This window comes from Acinetobacter sp. 1207_04 (assembly GCF_052850415.1).
This window is the reverse complement of record NZ_VXCQ01000014.1, coordinates 62,248-80,464: the sequence shown is the minus strand read 5'-3', so window position 1 is coordinate 80,464 and position 18,217 is coordinate 62,248. Positions and strand designations below refer to the sequence as shown.

Below are 18,217 nucleotides of genomic sequence, written 5' to 3'. Positions count from 1 at the left end.
AATTGACATCAAGATGGACTTGCTGAGGTTAGGTTTTAAAATTGAATTTTAAACTGAAGTACTTAACCTTTAATACAAAGAACTTGTTTTAAGGTATGTACAACTTCAATTAAATCACTTTGATTTGCCATAACTTGATGAATGTCCTTGTAAGCACTTGGAATTTCATCAACAACACCTTTGTCTTTGCGACATTCAATACCTTCGGTTTGAGCAATTAAATCTTGTTGATTAAACAGATTTTTTGCCTTAGTTCGACTCATTTTTCGTCCTGCACCATGAGAGCATGAGCAAAATGAATCAGGATTTCCTTTACCTTTGACAATAAAGGATTGAGCACCCATTGAACCAGGAATAATGCCGTATTCATCGAGTCCTGCACGAATTGCACCTTTACGGGTAACAAAAACCTCTTCACCGAAATGAAGTTCTTTTTGCACATAATTATGGTGGCAATTTATCGCTTCCTTGGTCATTTGAAAACTTGGTAATAATGGACGAATGGCTTCTAAAATCAAACGCATCATTTCACGACGATTTTCATAAGCATATTCTTGTGCCCATTCGACAGCTTCAAAATAATCATCAAAACTAATGGAACCTTCGGCAAAATAGCTTAAGTCTTTATCAGGAGCATGCCCAAAACGACTTTGTGCTTCTTTCTTAGCACGTTCAATAAAATAAGTACCAATCACATTGCCAAGCCCTCTACTGCCTGAATGTAACATGACCCAAACATCGTTCTGTTCATCTAAGCAAAGTTCAATAAAGTGATTACCACCGCCTAAAGTACCAAGTTGTTTTTGCCATGTAGAATCAAAATTTCGCAACATGCGCTTTAAAGCAGGGTGCTTATCTGTAATCAATTTCAGTTTTTTATCGAGTGGTGAAAGTGTTGATGCTTTGGCTTTCACTTGTTTATGAAGTTCAAAACCGACGGGCACTTTACGCTCAATCGCATTACGCAATGTGCTTAAATTATCAGGCAGTTGCGATGCTTTTAGGCTCAAGCGTAGAGCATTCATACCACAACCAATATCGACACCAACTGCAGCAGGAATAATCGCATTTTTAGTAGGAATAACACTTCCTACTGTTGCACCTTTACCGACATGAACATCGGGCATGACCGCAATGTGTGAGTGAATAAACTGTAATTGCGACATTTTACCTAACTGGGTCAGGCTTTCTGCATCGACATCCTGAGTGAAAATTTTTACTGGAACGCCATATTCAGCTTTGGCGTTTAAAATCATTTGTATAGCCATGATGTGCTCATATCTTTTATTGTATTTTTTGTCCGAATTTAGGTGAATTGCTCAAGTCTATATTTGATGAGGCGTAAAAAAACCTAGCGAATGCTAGGTTTAAATTCTTTGCATTCGGACACTGTTGTTTAGTACAAGCAGTTGTCCGTGAGTTGACATCTGCCTGATTACGTTGTGATTTCCAATTTTGGCATGATGTACTCCTTCTAAAAGATTAACGATGACTGAGCTATTTTAGTCAGTGTTACGTATTTTATGCGGAAATTTTAAACAGTCAAGTAGTCAGGTTAAAATAAATGGATAATTTTTAATGATGAAATTGATGACTTATAATTCAATTTTGATGTAAATCATTATTTAAAAAGTAATAATATAAAAATAGGTAGCTGATGAGCTACCTATTTAGAAATATATTTGAAGAGAAAAATTATTCTTTTTCTACTTCCATCGGTTGTACATCCATTTTGTCATAAGGAATCAGCTTAGTTTTATGTTTCCATTTATAACCGAGCCAAATCGCAAGGAATAACGGCAAGCTAATATAGGTTGAAATTACGGCCATCCAATCACCCGCAAGTACCGCTTGATAGTTCTGCCCCAAGACCACAATGGCGCACAGAATAAATGCAAACCAAGGTGCAAATGGGAAGAATTTGGCAGTATAAGCAAGATCTTCAAGTTTGTTGCCTTGAGCTAAGTAGCCTTTGCGGAAACGGTAGTGCGAAATTGCAATGCCTAACCAAACAATAAAACCACACATTCCCGACATGTTAAGCAACCATGTGAAAACTTGTTGCTCACCAATAAATGTCGTTAAGAAACATAGTGCTGCAATTGCTGTTGTCGCATACAAAGCATTCATTGGAACGCCACGTACATCAAGTTTAGCAAAAGTTTTAGGCGCACTACCGTTTTTCGCCATATTCCACAACATACGTGTAGATGAGTACATGCCAGAGTTACCTGCAGATAAAATAGCAGTTAAAATCACGGCATTCATTAGACCAGCTGCGAATGCAAGACCCGCTTTTTCATACAACAATGTAAATGGTGAGAGGGTGATGTTGCCATCGCCTTCAGCCGCCAATGCAAGGTTTGGATCAGTATAAGCGACCAGTGTGCCAATAATGAAAATACATAGAATATAGAATAAAAGGATTCGCCAAAAAATTTGCTTAATCGCAATAGGAATGGTTTTCTTCGGATCTTTGGATTCACCCGCAGCAACCCCAACCATTTCTGTGCCTTGGAAAGAGAATCCGGCAATCATGGCAACACCAATGAGCGCATTGAAACCACCAACAAATGGCGCTTCAGCAATCGTCCAGTTTTTAGTGATAGATTGCATTGGATCAAGCATGATTTTACCAATCATGTATAAGCCAATAATAATAAAGAAAATAATGGCAACAACTTTAACCAAAGAGAATAAAAATTCACTTTCACCAAAGCCTTTTACAGTGAGTGCATTAATAAAGAAAATAACTGCAAGGAACAGTGCACTCCACCAAAAACCAGGAACATCTGGAAACCAAAACTTCATGATGAACTGCACTGCAACTAATTCAAAAGCGACCGTAATTGCCCAGTTATACCAATAGTTCCAACCGAGGGCAAAACCAAAGCCACCTTCGACATATTTTGTACCATAGGTAAAAAATGCACCTGAAGTAGGGTTGTGCGTTGCCAGTTCACCAAGGCTCGTCATGAGGAAATAAATCATGATACCAATAAGTGCATAAGCAAGTAATGCACCGCCAGGTCCTGCAGTGGCAATGGTTTGACCTGATGCCAAAAATAATCCAGTGCCAATGGAACCGCCAATGGCGATCATGTTGAGATGTCTAGCGCCAAGCTTTCGCTTAAGCTGTTGATGATCTGTTTCGCTCATCTTCATTCCTTAATATTTTTTTGAGTGTTGGCGAACAGCACTTTAAAGCCTTGTTGATCTGCTTTGGTCGTACAATGTTTAAAACTTTGCTCGATCAGTAATGGGTAATTCAGGAAGCGGTTTGCCACAATCCAAAGTTCTCCTCCTGATTTTAAATGGCGTCGTGATGTTTTACATAAATTTTCACTGGCATTGTAATCAGTTTGAATTCCTTGGTGGAATGGAGGGTTACTGACGATCGCATGCAAAAACAATGGCGCATCTTCAATCCCTGTAACGGCTTTAACTTCGAGTTGTTCTAATGGTAAATTATTTTTTTCAAACGTCATTTGAGTTGATGCTAAAGCAAAAGCATCAACATCTAAAGCAAAAATACGATTCTTTGGATTTAATTTACTTAAATAAGCACTGATCACGCCTGCTCCACAACCGAAATCAGCAATTTTACCCGCAGTCACTTGCGATAAATAAGGCAAAAGTACCGCAGTGCCAATATCTAAGCGATTTTGGCTAAAAACACCAGGCAAAGAACAAATTGTCAAATCACCATTTGGTGTAGCTACCGTATATTGCTGTGCCCAATCTGCAAGTGGTTTGGCTTTCACTGTAGTTTCGAGGCTGACTTGCCACATTTGACAGTGACGTGCGCTATCCAATTTTACTGCTTGACCATACGGTTGCAGTTGTTTAGCAGCACGTTCAACGCCAGCTTTCTTTTCTCCAACAAGGAAAATAGATGCACCTTGTACTAAGCGGCTTGCGACATTATGTAAAATATAATTGAGCAATTCTTTTGATTTTGGAACAAAAATGACAGCCTGATCAAAATCTTGTTCAGGCAGCAGGGTGCCAAAATGGACAGTTGCTGAGCGTTGTTGGAAATACTGAAGATCGTTGTAATTCCACGTCCATACAGCAGGTTCGATGTCCTGTGCTAAGTTGCTCAGTAAATCATCTGTTGGTGCATTAATGAATAATACACGCCCGGAAAGATAGTCATGCTGACGAATGACGACTTCACTTTTTGGCTCCATATTTGGCATCCATGAGTAAAATTTAGGACAATAATGCCCAGACTAAGCTGGGCATTATAAAGAAAACTTGACTTATTTTTTAGTCGCAGGCAGTACGATGTTGAGAATCAATGCAGTTAATCCACCTGTTGCAACACCTGAGCTGAAAATATTACGTGCAAGCTCTGGTAAGTGCTCCAAAATTTGAGGAACTTGTGCAACACCTAAGCCTAATGCCAATGAAATTGCAATGATCAATAGAGCGCGGCGATCTAATTGAACACCCGATAAAATATTGATTCCTGATGCAGCAACCGCACCAAACATCACCATGACAGCACCACCAAGGACGGCTTGAGGCACAGCTTGAATTACACCTGATACAGCAGGAAATAGTCCTAGAACCACCAACATGATGGCAATCCAAATACCCACATAACGGCTTGCAACACCTGTCAATTGAATTACACCATTATTTTGTGCAAATACTGAGCTTGGGAAAGTGTTGAAAATACCTGCGAGGAATGAGTTCGCACCATTCACCAACACACCACCTTTAATACGCTCCATCCAAACAGGACCATCTACAGGTTGGTTGGAAATTTTAGAGGTTGCAGTGACATCACCAATCGCTTCCAAAGAAGTCACAAGGTAAATAAATGCCATTGGAATAAACAAACTCCAAGAGAAGCTAATACCAAAATGCATTGGAGTTGGAATTTGGATAAAAGGCGCGTCTTTTAAACCTGAAAAGTTTAAATAGCCCATATAGCCTGCCAATGCATAGCCAATGATTAATGCGATTAAGATTGCAGAACTTTTTACCCAAACAATTTTGACACGGTTGAGTAAAATAATAATGCCAAGTACAGTACATGACATGATTAGATTATCGGCACTTGCAAAAGTTTTATCTCCCATTGCCTGATAACCACCACCCATACTGATCAAACCTTCTTTAATCAGGGTCAAACCAATCAATAGTACAACAATACCTGTAACCAAAGGCGTAATGAGCTTTTTAACCCAAGGCAAAATGCGCGAAACGCCCATTTCAATAAATGAACCCGCAATGACTACACCAAAAATGGCAGACATCACCGCTTCTACAGGAGTGCCAGCGGCAACCATTGCAGAGCCAATTCCAATAATAGGACCAATAAAGTTGAAACTTGTGCCTTGGACAATGAGTAAGCCTGCGCCAAAAGGACCGACTTTTTTACATTGTAAATAGGTTGCGATACCTGAAATCACCAATGACATTGATAAAATCATGTTGGTATCTTGTGCTGAAACACCGAGTGCCAAACAAATTAAAAGTCCTGGTGTAACAATTGGGACAATAATTGCAAGCAAATGTTGCAGTGCTGCAAAAAAAGCAATGATTGGTTTTGGACGATCATTTAGAGCATAAACAAGATCAATAGACGCTTGTTCTTGCTCCGGAGAGTGGTTTAAATCAGACATGAGATAGGAAAGAATGCGGCAAGGTGGTGTCATTCTAATCTCTTTACACTCCTTTACAAAAGAAAAAGCGAACTGTTGGAGAAAAAACTTGTAACTGTCAATAAACTGTCACTACTAAAATCTATATTTTTTCTGTATAATTTGCCCTCAAACTTTAGGCGTATCGAATTTACATGTCAGATATTAAAACACTCCGTAACATTGCCATCATTGCGCACGTCGATCATGGTAAAACGACTCTTGTCGACAAACTTTTACAACAATCAGGTGCATTAGGTGATCGCGCGGGTGAAATCGAACGTGTGATGGATTCTGGTGCAATTGAAAGTGAACGTGGTATTACCATTCTTGCAAAAAACACTGCAATTAAATGGACTGATGCACGTACAAATACAGAATACCGCATTAACATCGTGGATACCCCAGGACATGCTGACTTCGGTGGTGAAGTTGAACGCGTAATGTCTATGGTTGACTGCGTACTTCTTCTTGTCGATTCTCAAGAAGGTCCAATGCCACAAACTCGTTTCGTAACGCAAAAAGCGTTCGCACGTGGTTTGAAACCAATCGTAATTATTAACAAAGTAGACAAGCCAAGCGCGCGTCCAGATTGGGTAATTGACCAAGTATTCGATTTGTTCGATAACTTAGGCGGTTCTGACGAACAGTTAGACTTCCCAGTTGTTTATGCTTCAGGTCTTCGTGGTGTTGCTGGTCCTTCTCCAGAAGAACTTGCTGAAGATATGACTCCATTGTTCCAAACAATTGTAGATATCGTTGAACCGCCAGCAGTTGATGTTGATGGTCCATTCCAAATGCAAATTTCTTCACTTGATTACAACAGCTTTGTTGGTGTAATTGGTGTTGGTCGTATTCAACGCGGTTCAGTGAAATTAAACACACCTGTAACTGTAATTGATAAAGAAGGTAAGACGCGTAACGGTCGTATCTTAAAAATCATGGGTTACCATGGTTTAGAACGTATTGATGTTGAATCTGCTCAAGCAGGTGATATCGTATGTATCACAGGTATTGATGAGCTTCATATTTCTGACACTATTTGTGATCCGAAAAATGTTGAAGCTTTGCCACCATTGTCTGTAGATGAACCTACAGTAACCATGACTTTCCAAGTAAACAACTCACCGTTTGCTGGTAAAGAAGGTAAATTCGTTACTTCACGTAACATCCGTGAGCGTCTAGATCGTGAATTGATTCACAACGTAGCATTACGTGTTGAAGATACTGATAGTCCTGACCGTTTTAAAGTATCGGGTCGTGGTGAACTTCACCTTTCAGTTCTTATTGAAAACATGCGTCGTGAAGGCTTCGAAATGGGCGTATCACGTCCACAAGTAATCTTGAAAGAAGTTGACGGCGAAAAGCAAGAACCATACGAAAACGTAACATTTGACGTTGAAGAACAGCACCAAGGTGCTGTAATGGAACAAATGGGTCATCGTAAAGGCGAAATGACCAATATGGAAGTTGACGGTAAAGGTCGTATCCGTATTGAAGCAACTGTTCCTTCACGTGGCTTAATCGGTTTCCGTTCTGAATTCTTGACCATGACTTCTGGTACAGGGATCATGACATCAAGCTTCTCGCATTACGGTCCAATGAAACAAGGTACTGTTGCGAAACGTCAAAACGGTGTGTTGATTTCTATGGTTCAAGGCGTGTGCTTGGGCTATGCATTGTTCACATTGCAAGACCGTGGTCGTCTATTCGCTAAACCTCAGTTAGAAGTTTACGAAGGTATGATCATTGGTATTAACTCTCGTTCAGACGACATGACAGTTAACCCAACTAAAGCGAAACAGTTAACAAACGTACGTGCATCTGGTACAGATGAAGCGTTAACGTTGACTCCAGCTGTTGAATACACACTTGAACAAGCACTTGAATTCATTGAAGATGACGAGTTAGTTGAAGTAACACCTAAGTCAATCCGTATTCGTAAACGTCATTTGACTGAAAACGAACGTAAACGTAACCGTTCAGGTAAATAATCTGAATTGTGAGTTGAAAAACCGCAATCCTGTTTAGGATTGCGGTTTTTTTATGTCTGCCAGTGAGATTGTTTGAATTTAATTTTATTGATGTATGTAAACTAAGCGATTTTTTTTGTAATATTTAAGAAAATAATCTTGGAAAATGAAAAAAACAAAGTAAATTAGACGGAATTGAATAAAAGTATTCTGTACACTTCATCACATAAAAAATTACGCAATAAAACAAGCGTGGAGCAAAATATGAGTATTATTTCTGAATTCAAAGAATTTGCTATAAAAGGCAATATGATGGACTTGGCGATTGGTGTCATCATTGGTGGTGCTTTCAACAAAATTATCGATTCATTGGTTAAAGACATTATCATGCCTTTAATTTCAGTGCTTACTGGTGGTGGAGTTGATTTTACACAAAAATTTGTTGTACTCGGCAATAATCCAGACAACCTAACTTCTTTAGATGCATTAACAAAAGCTGGTGTAAACGTTTTAACATACGGTAATTTTATTACGATTGTATTGAATTTCCTCATTTTAATGTGGGTCGTATTTATTCTTGTGAAAGTGATTAATCGTATCCGTAAACCAGAAGAAGCGGTAGATACAACGCCACCAGATATTGAATTGTTACGTGAAATTCGTGATGAGTTGAAAAATCGCCCACAATAATTTCTTGTAAGATTGATGTGAAATTGAAAACGCTACTATCAGGTAGCGTTTTTTATGTGTAGGATAAAAAACGATTTATTGGTCGGAAAGATTTCAATTATGGTGAAGCATTTTTTGATTATCACGTGCATGAGTTTACTCTTAGGTTGTACAGAATCAGGACAAAATACGCCTAAACCTGATGTTCAAGAAGAAAAAATAACGCCTATCTCTGCAAGTCAGCCATTAAGTTTTGCCGATATTCCAAATAAAGATACAATATATGAAACGATTGAAACCAATAGTATTGAAGAAAATGAGGCATTAATGGCTCATTTACAAACTGAATTGTTGAAAAATCAGTTTGATTTATTTGAAAAAGACAGCGGTACAAGTTGGTCTGAAAATGATTGTGATCAAAATAAAGTGATAAAAGTCAAAGGTGAGGGTATTCGTTCTTATCGTGGGGTGAGTCAGATCAAAGTCGGGGATGATAAAAAAACTCGACCTGACTTTACACTTTTGGTATTTAGCTTTGATACTGTAGAACTTGCACAGCAAAGTTTTGAAATACTTGATTCAGCAGTGGGATCAGGTCATGGTCTATGTAATGGCAAGACACCTGAACAATTGGTCTTAAATGGGCGAGAAATTTATTATTTTACGACTCGTGCAGAAATGTTTAGAGATTATATCAATAAGTATGCAGAGATCGTAAAAACGTATAGATAGAAAACATTGTATGAAAAATAAAATATTAAAAATTCAAAAGTGTTGTGCGATTTTATTATTACCGATGTTGTTTAGTGTTTGCCATGCAAAAGTAGAAGTTGATGAACAGTTTTTAAATGAATTTAGCACAGAGATGCAACCTAAAATTAAGTCGATGTGTGAGATGTTCGTTCAGAAAGCACAAGAAAATGGTTTGTATTTTACTCAAACAATGTTTGGTCAATTTAAATTTGTTGGTTTAAAAGATAAAAAATATCAAATATTAAAGTTTGAAAAGCAAAGCTATGAGCCATTAAAACCTGCAAATGTAATTTTAGATATTTCAGGAGATTATATAAAAAATGAAAATGTAATACATCTAGAAAAATCTAAACAAGATAATGAATTTATTGCACAAGATTTAGTTTTAGTGCAAAAGCAGGCAGATCAGTACTTAGTGAATGACTTTGAAAGCGTGGCTCGACAAATCTCATGGAATAATCAATTTGGAAGTGAAGATGGTTTCTTAAAAAGAATAGATTGTACTGAGCAAAGTTATAAAGGATATAGTGGTGAAGAAGAACAAGCACCATCTTTTCAAGACTTACCAAAACAGTTGAAAACTGTGGTATTAAATGTGCCTTTACATGCTCAGATACATGATGCGCAAGATATAACACAAGACTTATTGGACAGTGATGACCCTGAAACACCGATTGAGCAAAGAATAGAAATCAACACATCTGATGCTCGTAAATTATTTAAGCATCAGCAAATTTGCATTATTCAAGGTCATGGAAAACTATGGTCTGGGATGATTGAAGAGCCTAGGCAACCGTTAAGTTCTGCAATTATTTTTGTGTATACTTCTGATCCAAGCGAAAAATTAGGTCCAGTTCGGAAAGGTGATATTATTTCAACCTCTGAAAAAGAATGCCAACAACAAAATTAAAAATCCATACGGAATTTAATTTCCAGTAAATGCCAACCAAATTGACTTTTGATTGGGCCATGTAGTTCGCGTTCAGCGAGGCTAAATACGGCTTTATCAATAGGTGTAACTAATTGTCCTTTTTTCACTTCACCAAGTTCGCCACCTTTTTTGGCAGAAGGACAGGTTGAATGTTGTTTGGCAATTTTAGTGAAATCAGCACCATCGAGAATTTTTTTCTTCAATTGAGATGCAAGTTCTTTATCTTTGACCAAAATATGGCGAACGATTGCGGTTTTCATTGGGCTTTACCTGATGGTTGTTGAGTTTTAGCCACAGTTTTTGGCTTCTTTAACGGTTGGCACGTAGGACAGAAGACGCTTGCACGCTGTCCAAGCTTAATGTTTTCGAGCGTGGTTTCGCAGTTCACGCACATTTCCCCATTACGACCATAAGCAAGCAAGGTTTGTTGAAAATAGCCATTTTCTCCCATCGCATTGCTGTAGTCACGTAAGGTTGAACCACCCAAATCAATGGCTTGCTTCAAAATTCGTTTAATCTCAATAACAAGTTTTTCAATTTGAATTTTGCTTAAATCTTTCGCAGGTTGGGCAGGGTGAATGCCTAAATTAAATAAACTTTCAGTTGCGTAAATATTTCCGACACCAACCACTACATGATTGTCCATAATGGCAACTTTAATTGCAGTATTTTTAGTTTTTAACTTTGTCGCCAAATAATCTGCATCGAAGGTATCACTTAACGGTTCAGGACCGAGTGTATCGATGAGTTTGGTTTGAGAGTCATCATTAAGCCACAAGATGCAACCAAAACGACGTGGGTCGTGGTAACGTAATTCGATATCTTCAAACTGAATAATAAGATGATCATGTTTACGTCGTTCATCACTTGGTTGACAGAGGCGAAAACTGCCTGACATGCCCAAATGCCACAGCATGGTATCTTGTTCAAACTGTGCAAAAATATATTTTGAACGACGAGATAGACCAATGAGTTTTTGACCCTTAAGTTTGCTAATGTCGTTTGGAATAGCCCAACGCAGTCGAGCATTATGAACCTGTACATTCAGTACTTTTTGATCAAGTAGAGGTTCTAGGCTAACTTTAGTGGTTTCGACTTCGGGTAATTCGGGCATAGTGAACTCAGTATTTAGCACTGCAAAATCATGGATGTATCTATTGTATGCGTTCAATCAATTTCAATAAAGTATCTGTATGGTTGTATTGATAGATAACAGTGCGTGTTTGATGGTGTAAATTTTATGTGAATAATCAATATTTTTATGATAAATATTATCCGAAAAATATAGTGATTAATAAAATACTTTAGGTTATCAATGACTAAGTTGTTGCATAAATAAAAGTTGAATGACTAATAAAAATAAGCAGATAGTGAAAATTTATAAATCGTGTAATTTTCTGATCAATATCATGTATAGCCATGGCAAATTGCCTCGCCCATACCACACTTAGATTCTTGAATTTCGACGTATTTATATTGATTAAGGTATGGAATTGCTTGTATCCAATCTACAAAACGTCATTTATCTTCTTTCGAGTTTTATAATGAATAAATTTATACTTTCTTTATTGGCTATATCGACAACAATGTTGATGACCTCATCTTATGCTGAACAAGCATTTGACCCCAATGCTACAACCATGACAGGGGATTGGAATGGTACACGCACAGAATTAGCGGACAAAGGCATTAAATTTGACGGGGCGATTGCTGTTGATGGTTCGTACTTGGCAGATGGTGGTTTCGATGCTCATCAATCACCGACGTTTGGTACGCAGTTTGGGGTGGGTACAACATTGGATATGAATAAACTTGCGGGTTGGAATGGTGTGACTGTTCGAGCATTAGTAACTGCAAGGCAAGGGCAAAGTACGAGTATTGAAGGTATTCAAGATCCGAATGCACCACAATGGGCAAATTCACAAGCCAATTGGGGACGTGGTAACTCAGGCAGCCGTTTAAGTGAATTATATATTGATAAAAAATTTGATTCAGGTTGGGACGTACGTTTAGGTCGTATGGGCTTAGGAACTGAATTTAATACGATGGCATGTGATTTTCAGGGTAATGCATTTTGTGCTGCACAAATGGGGAAATGGCAAGGCAAGCTTTGGTATAACACACCTGTTTCACAATGGGGTGGACGTGTTAAATATAATTTAACGCCTGAACTGTTCGCTCAAGTTGGTGTATTTGAATATAACCCTGAAAATGCTTTAGAGCGACATGGTTGGAACTTGGACACTGAAAATGCAGATGGTGTAAATGTTCTCAGTGAAGTCGTGTGGTCACCGAAAAAGGGCTTAAGCAATCTACCAGGTAGTTATCGTTTGGGAACTTTGTACAATACGGCTGATGATGCAAAAAATCAGTATAATGTGGCTTATTTAGCAAAATCGGTTGGTGAAGATCGTAGCTATGGCGGTTGGATCGCTTTTGAACAGCAATTGACTTCTACAGGTTCAGGACGTCAAGGTTTACATAGTTTTGGTAATTTTACTTTCCATGACCGTACTACGACTGCGGTATCAGACTCGCAACAATTGGGTCTAAAATATTATGGATTATTTGAAAGTCATCCAAATGATATTTTAGGTTTTGCGATCAATCGTGTGCATATTAATGATCGTTATCGTGACTATACTAATGTCAAGCATCAGCAAAACAATACAACATTACTGAATAAAGATGCGGAGTATAATCTTGAATTAAATTATTCATATTACCCTGCCAAATGGTTAATGTTGCGTCCTTTACTACAGTATGTGGTTTATCCAGGAGCAACTAATCAAGTGGATAATGCACTTGTGATTGGTTTGGGGAGTAAATTTATTTTTTAATTATATTTAAAAATAAGGCCTTGGGGGCAACAGGTATGCAGAGTATTTCGAATGTTCATTTTTTTAAACCCTCAGTACTCTGCATAGCGATTTTGCTTTGCCAACAAGGGTATGCACAAACAGAAGGGAGTGTATCTGTAACAGAGGTAGATCATTCGATTGAAAATAATAAAAATACGGAAAAGTTTGAAAAGTTACCGAACATAACCATTCAAGCTATTCGTTCAGATACTGCTTGGTTAGATACACCTGCTTCGGTATATCGAATAGAACAAAAGGATCATCAAAATAATTTAGGTGTGAATTTAACAGAAACACTGAGTGGTGTACCCGGTTTACAGTTAAATAACCGTGAAAATTATGCGCAAGATTTACAACTTTCTATGCGTGGTTTTGGCGCACGTTCAACGTTTGGTGTCCGTGGTGTCCGTTTATATGTCGATGGTATTCCTGCAACCATGCCTGATGGTCAGGGACAAACATCCAATATTGATTTAGTGAGTTTAGATCATATTGAAGTTTTGGGTGGCCCATTTTCAGCGTTATATGGGAATTCTTCGGGGGGGACGATCTTAACGACAACCAAAGAAGGACAAGGTAAAGATTCTGTTGAGGTGGGCTATGCGGGGGGAAGTCATAATAAAGGTCGTGCAGATATTATTTTGCAGGGCGGTGCAGATCATGCCAATGAGCCAAGCTATGTTGTTAGTTCATCATACTTTGATACCGATGGCTATCGTGATCATAGTGCAGCAAAAAAAGTATTGAGTAATGCCAAGTTGACTTGGAGTTTGGATGACGGTTCAAAAATCAATTGGTTATTGAATCATGTTGATATTAATGCCGATGATCCACAAGGTTTAAGCCGAGCACAGTGGAAAGCCGATCCTAAGCAGGTTAATGATGCTAAAAATCAATATGATGTACGCAAAGAGATTAATCAGACGCAAACTGGTTTAAATTGGCTTAAACCTTTAAACGATCGTCATGAAATTTATAGCATGATTTATGCAGGCCATCGTGAGGTCACGCAGTATCAATCCATTCCAAAAGCAGCGCAGAATAATGCCCGTCATGCAGGTGGTGTTATTGATTTTGAGCGTGATTTTTATGGTGTAGATTTGCGTTGGACTGGTAAAGATTTATTGCCGAATACTCGAGTGAGTGCAGGTCTTGCCTATGATGCGATGAATGAAGATCGTCAAGGCTATGAAAATTTCGATGCCAATAATAACTTTGGTGTAAAAGGAAATTTACGCCGTGATGAAAAAAATACATTGTGGAATTTAGATCCATATTTACAAGCATCTTGGAGTTTTTTACCAACATGGAGTATAGACACAGGCTTACGCTATAGCAATGTGCATTATGAGTCTGAAGATCATTACATTACGACAGGAAATGGTAATGATAGTGGTAAAACAGACTATAACAAGGTATTGCCTTCGGCTGCTTTGACTTGGGAAATGACACCGCAAGTGAGTAGCTATATCAGTTATTCCAAAGGGTTTGAAACACCAACATTCACTGAAATGGCATATCCAACTGTAGGAACATCGGGCATAAATTTTGCACTCAAACCATCAAGCAGTGATAACTATGAACTCGGCGTGAAATCACAAAATCGTTTAGGTAACTTTACAGCGGCGATTTTCCAAAGCAACACAAATGATGACATTGTTTCGGCGGGTTCTGTTGATGGTCGAGCAACTTTCCAAAATGCAGATAAAACTTTACGTCAAGGCGTTGAGTTGTCATGGAATAAAAAACTTTGGCGTGAGCTAAGTACACAAGCAAGTTATAGTTATTTAGACGCAACTTTTGATGCTGATATTACAAATACAGATCCTGCAAAAATTGTACAACGTGGTAATGCAATTCCGGGTGTTGCGAAGAATCAAGCCTATCTGTCTTTAGGATGGCAACCAGAAACAGGTTTCAATGCAGGTGTTGATGTACGCTATATGGATAAAATCTATGTCGATGATTTAAATACGGATACTGCACCAAGTTATACGGTGACCAGTGCAAATATTGGATATATTTGGAAAAATAACGATTGGAAAATTCGTAGTTATGCCCGTGTCGATAATCTATTTGATGAAGACTACATTGGCTCAGTCATTGTAAATGATGGTAATGGACGCTTCTTTGAACCAGCGGATGGCATCAATTGGAGTGCAGGTTTGAGCATTACCAAGCAATTTTAAGACATACTTTAAAAATCAGGGCAGATCGTGAATGGTTAAACTCTTTGAGCCGATTAAATTTGGCACTTTGCAATTAGTTAATAAAATTGTGATTGCACCGATGTGTCAATACTCTGCGACAGATCAGGGTGAAATTACGTATTGGCACGAACAACAATGGGCAAATTATGCTTTGTCAGGCGCAGGCTTGTGCATTGTTGAAGCAACGGCAGTTCAGCCTGAGGGACGTATTAGTTTTGCTGATGTAGGTCTGTGGAATGATGCACAACGCGATCAGATGCAAGCTGTATTGCAAAAAGTAAAATCAATTTCACCTATGCCTTTTGCTGTACAACTTGCGCATGCAGGGCGAAAAGCATCTACAGATAAACCATGGTTGGGTCGGGGACAACTTCCGCCTGATCACGAGCATGGTTGGCAAACGGTTTCTGCAAGTAACATTGCATTTCAACCAAGTGATATTACGCCACATACTTTAAGTATTGCCGAGATTCAAACAGTGATTGCAGATTTTGCCAAAGCGGCAGTACGTGCAGTTGATGCAGGATTTGATCTAATTGAAATACATGCTGCACATGGGTATTTATTGCATCAGTTTATGTCACCTTTGTCTAATCTGCGTAACGATCAATATGGCGGTAGTCTTGAAAACAGAATGCGTTTAACACTCGAAGTTTTACAGGCAATTCATCAAGCTGTTCCTCAAGGTTATCCTGTTGGAGTTCGTATTTCAGCTACCGATTGGATGGATGCTGAAAGCGTAGGATCTGACAGTTGGGATCTTGTATCGAGCATTGAATTATCAAAATGTTTAGAACAAGGTGGGGCTGTGTATGTACATGTTTCCTCAGGTGGTTTGCATGTTAACCAACACATTCAAGTGGGAAAAAATTACCAAGTACCTTTTGCACATGCCATTAAACAACAGGTGAATATTCCTGTGATTGCGGTAGGAATGATTACAGAACCAGAGCAGGCTGAAGAGGTTTTGCAACAGGATAAAGCCGATACGATTGGCTTGGCACGCGCGATGCTATACGACCCACGTTGGCCTTGGCATGCAGCAGCAACTTTAGGTGCAGAAATAGCAATTGCACCACAGTATTTACGTTGTCAACCTCATGGAGTAAAACAGTTATTCAATGCATTTTAAATGTGTAATTTTACTTTATTGTGAGATTTTTTAACCAAATCATTCTAGAATGACAGCTTATTTCATAATTTAAATTCAGGATGTAAGAAAGATGATTTTTGCTGTGGTGATTCCTATATTTTTACTGCTCTTTTTAGGTTATCTCACTGTAAAAATAAATCTACTGAATAAAGTACAAATAGATTCAGTGGGTGCATTTGTCATTAAAGTCGCATTACCTGCATTATTGTTACATGCTTTAGCTTCAAAAGATTTAAAAGAGATTTGGTTACCTTCATACTTTCTCGTGTATGCAGGCATGACTTTTTTATTATTCTGCTTAACATTTTGGGTTACAAAGAAATTTTTCAAAAATACCAATCAGGCACATACTGCGATTTTTTCGATGGGTGCTTGTATGTCAAATACAGGGCTGATTGGAACCGCAGTGTTGAGCCTGTTAATGGGGCATCAAGCCACTACTTATATCTCATTGGTCGTAATTATTGAAAGTGTATTGCTGATTCCTGCTGTTTTAATTCTTGCCGAAATGGGGTTGCAAAAGCAGTCCGATTTATGGTCTGTTATAAAAAGTACCGCACGTACTTTATTGACTAATCCATTGTTTATTGCAGTGATTTTAGGAATCGGTTGTGCAACCTTAAAGATTCCATTACCTAAATATTTAGATCAAGTACTTGGTATGTTAGGACAAGCAGCATCACCTTTGGCATTGTTTGCGATTGGTGGTAGTTTGGTTGGGTTAGGAATTCGCTCTATTAATGTACAAAGCATTTGGTTAGTCTTTTCTAATAATATGCTGATGCCATTAGGTGTGTATTTAGGATTATCTACTGTGGGTGTGAGTCAGGAAATGCTGTATGCAGGTACGCTAATTGCTGCAATGCCAATGCCCACATTATTTGGCATGTTGGGGCAGGGTTACGGCTTAAGAGAAGAAGTGTTAACCCCATTGATGCTCAGTACAGTGGTGGGCTTTATGGTGGTCAGTAGTCTAATTGCGTTGTGGTGGTAGTTTATTAAATCTAATATTCAAGAGTCATAAATAAGTATCATAAAAATGGCTCATTATCATGTTTGATACTGAGCCAAATAAATCAGTCATTTTCAAGATTTTTATTTTTTCGGTGCAGGCTGTTTGGCTTGCTCGGCAAGCAATTTATTGACGACATCTAAAGATTCTTTCGCTTTTGGAATATTATCTTTTGCCAAAGCAGTATAGATTTTTTTCGCTTCAGGTAAGTTCTGTTCAATAATATTGCCATTAGTCATCATATTTGCCACAGCCATGAGCGCAGGCACATAGCCTTTTGTCGCAAGGTCACGAATGGCATTCAAGCCTTGTTTTACCAAAGTTTCATTTTTGGTTTTATAGCCTTGAGTGATGTCATATAGCGCTTTGGTATGAATGGCCTGTGAATTGCCTTTTTTAATGAGCGGATCAATTCTTTTTAGTGCTTCTTTATCTTTACCTTCTGCAAAAGCCATGACTGCAAGTTCAAGTGTTGCATCATCAAAACCTTGTGAAGATGCTTTTTCTAAGTAGGTCTTAGATTTTTTCGCATCTTTGGTAAGCCCTAATTCACCTGTAGCATAGCTTTGAGCCAAAACATAACTTGCGACTGAATAGCCTTTATCTGATGATTCTTGATAAAGTTTGAGTGCTTTACCATTATTCTTTGCTGTGCCTTGACCCATTTGGATCATATATGCTTGATTGTACATGGCTTGAGCATTGCCTGCTTTTGCCATAACATCCAGCTCGGTATAAGCCGCCGTGTAATTTTTTGCTTGTAAATACTGTTGAACTTTGGCAAAGGCAGGATCAAGTCCGCTTTGATCAGGTGCTGCAAATGCAGAAATTGAAGTGAGTGCAAGAAGTGATGCGATCAGAATTTTTTTCATCGTTGTAATAACCCTAGTGTGACTGCGACATAATTCCATTTATGTAGTGGAACACATGTTTTAGATAGATTTTAATCATAATTTGAAATTTATGAATGTAAACCTTTCAATTGTATTTGTTGATGT

The 18,217-nt window shown here is 38.3% G+C and carries 15 protein-coding genes; 8 read left to right on the top strand and 7 right to left on the bottom strand.

Annotated elements, in window-relative coordinates:
• Positions 1–62: 62 nt before the first annotated feature.
• From FW754_RS13170 to FW754_RS13155, 4 genes are all read right to left on the bottom strand, one after another.
• The gene (locus FW754_RS13170; protein ID WP_409510852.1) at positions 63–1,268 is read right to left on the bottom strand and encodes an RtcB family protein; all 1,206 of its coding nucleotides are present in this window, start codon (positions 1,266–1,268) and stop codon (positions 63–65) included.
• A 427-nt stretch (positions 1,269–1,695) separates the two neighbouring features.
• A complete protein-coding gene (locus tag FW754_RS13165; RefSeq protein WP_409510853.1) occupies positions 1,696–3,159 on the bottom strand; it encodes an amino acid permease in 1,464 nt (487 codons plus the stop codon).
• A 2-nt stretch (positions 3,160–3,161) separates the two neighbouring features.
• Entirely contained in the window at positions 3,162–4,193 is a 1,032-nt protein-coding gene (locus tag FW754_RS13160) for a methyltransferase (protein WP_409510854.1), read from the bottom strand.
• 72 nt (positions 4,194–4,265) lie between these two features.
• A complete protein-coding gene (locus FW754_RS13155; protein ID WP_409510929.1) occupies positions 4,266–5,639 on the bottom strand; it encodes a uracil-xanthine permease family protein in 1,374 nt (457 codons plus the stop codon).
• A gap of 173 nt (positions 5,640–5,812) precedes the next feature.
• Between FW754_RS13155 and typA the strand changes: the two genes are divergently transcribed.
• The 4 genes from typA to FW754_RS13135 all read left to right on the top strand — a co-directional run bounded on the left by typA (position 5,813) and on the right by FW754_RS13135 (position 9,962).
• Positions 5,813–7,651 (top strand): translational GTPase TypA, encoded by a 1,839-nt coding sequence (typA, locus tag FW754_RS13150; RefSeq protein ID WP_409510855.1) that lies wholly within the window; start codon positions 5,813–5,815, stop codon positions 7,649–7,651.
• A 243-nt stretch (positions 7,652–7,894) separates the two neighbouring features.
• Positions 7,895–8,320 (top strand): large conductance mechanosensitive channel protein MscL, encoded by a 426-nt coding sequence (gene mscL, locus FW754_RS13145; protein WP_409510856.1) that lies wholly within the window; start codon positions 7,895–7,897, stop codon positions 8,318–8,320.
• A gap of 129 nt (positions 8,321–8,449) precedes the next feature.
• The gene (locus FW754_RS13140; RefSeq protein WP_409510857.1) at positions 8,450–9,031 is read left to right on the top strand and encodes a hypothetical protein; all 582 of its coding nucleotides are present in this window, start codon (positions 8,450–8,452) and stop codon (positions 9,029–9,031) included.
• Between the two features lie 10 nt (positions 9,032–9,041).
• Positions 9,042–9,962: a hypothetical protein gene (locus FW754_RS13135; protein WP_446324886.1), complete on the top strand. Its 921-nt coding sequence runs from the start codon at positions 9,042–9,044 to the stop codon at positions 9,960–9,962.
• On the opposite strand, the gene FW754_RS13130 is transcribed toward FW754_RS13135, so the two are convergent.
• Together FW754_RS13130 and mutM are read right to left on the bottom strand one after the other, a co-directional pair.
• Positions 9,959–10,243 carry a peptidylprolyl isomerase gene (locus FW754_RS13130; protein ID WP_409510859.1) on the bottom strand — a complete coding sequence of 95 codons (285 nt, stop codon included), beginning with the start codon at positions 10,241–10,243 and terminating at the stop codon, positions 9,959–9,961. The genes FW754_RS13135 and FW754_RS13130 overlap by 4 nt on opposite strands.
• A complete protein-coding gene (mutM, locus tag FW754_RS13125; protein WP_446324885.1) occupies positions 10,240–11,097 on the bottom strand; it encodes a bifunctional DNA-formamidopyrimidine glycosylase/DNA-(apurinic or apyrimidinic site) lyase in 858 nt (285 codons plus the stop codon). The genes FW754_RS13130 and mutM overlap by 4 nt, the downstream gene beginning before the upstream one ends.
• 430 nt (positions 11,098–11,527) lie before the next feature.
• Here mutM and FW754_RS13120 point away from each other — a divergent pair, with 430 nt between their 5' ends.
• The 4 genes from FW754_RS13120 to FW754_RS13105 all read left to right on the top strand — a co-directional run bounded on the left by FW754_RS13120 (position 11,528) and on the right by FW754_RS13105 (position 17,201).
• Entirely contained in the window at positions 11,528–12,823 is a 1,296-nt protein-coding gene (locus FW754_RS13120; protein WP_419346385.1) for a carbohydrate porin, read from the top strand.
• Positions 12,824–12,858: 35 nt separating this feature from the next.
• Positions 12,859–15,033 (top strand): TonB-dependent receptor domain-containing protein, encoded by a 2,175-nt coding sequence (locus FW754_RS13115; RefSeq protein WP_446324884.1) that lies wholly within the window; start codon positions 12,859–12,861, stop codon positions 15,031–15,033.
• A gap of 31 nt (positions 15,034–15,064) precedes the next feature.
• Positions 15,065–16,186, top strand: coding sequence for an NADH:flavin oxidoreductase/NADH oxidase (locus tag FW754_RS13110; RefSeq protein ID WP_446324883.1), 1,122 nt, complete (start codon positions 15,065–15,067; stop codon positions 16,184–16,186).
• A 91-nt stretch (positions 16,187–16,277) separates the two neighbouring features.
• Positions 16,278–17,201: an AEC family transporter gene (locus tag FW754_RS13105; RefSeq protein WP_446324882.1), complete on the top strand. Its 924-nt coding sequence runs from the start codon at positions 16,278–16,280 to the stop codon at positions 17,199–17,201.
• Between the two features lie 101 nt (positions 17,202–17,302).
• On the opposite strand, the gene FW754_RS13100 is transcribed toward FW754_RS13105, so the two are convergent.
• A complete protein-coding gene (locus FW754_RS13100) occupies positions 17,303–18,091 on the bottom strand; it encodes a tetratricopeptide repeat protein (RefSeq protein ID WP_446324881.1) in 789 nt (262 codons plus the stop codon).
• Positions 18,092–18,217: the final 126 nt, after the last annotated feature.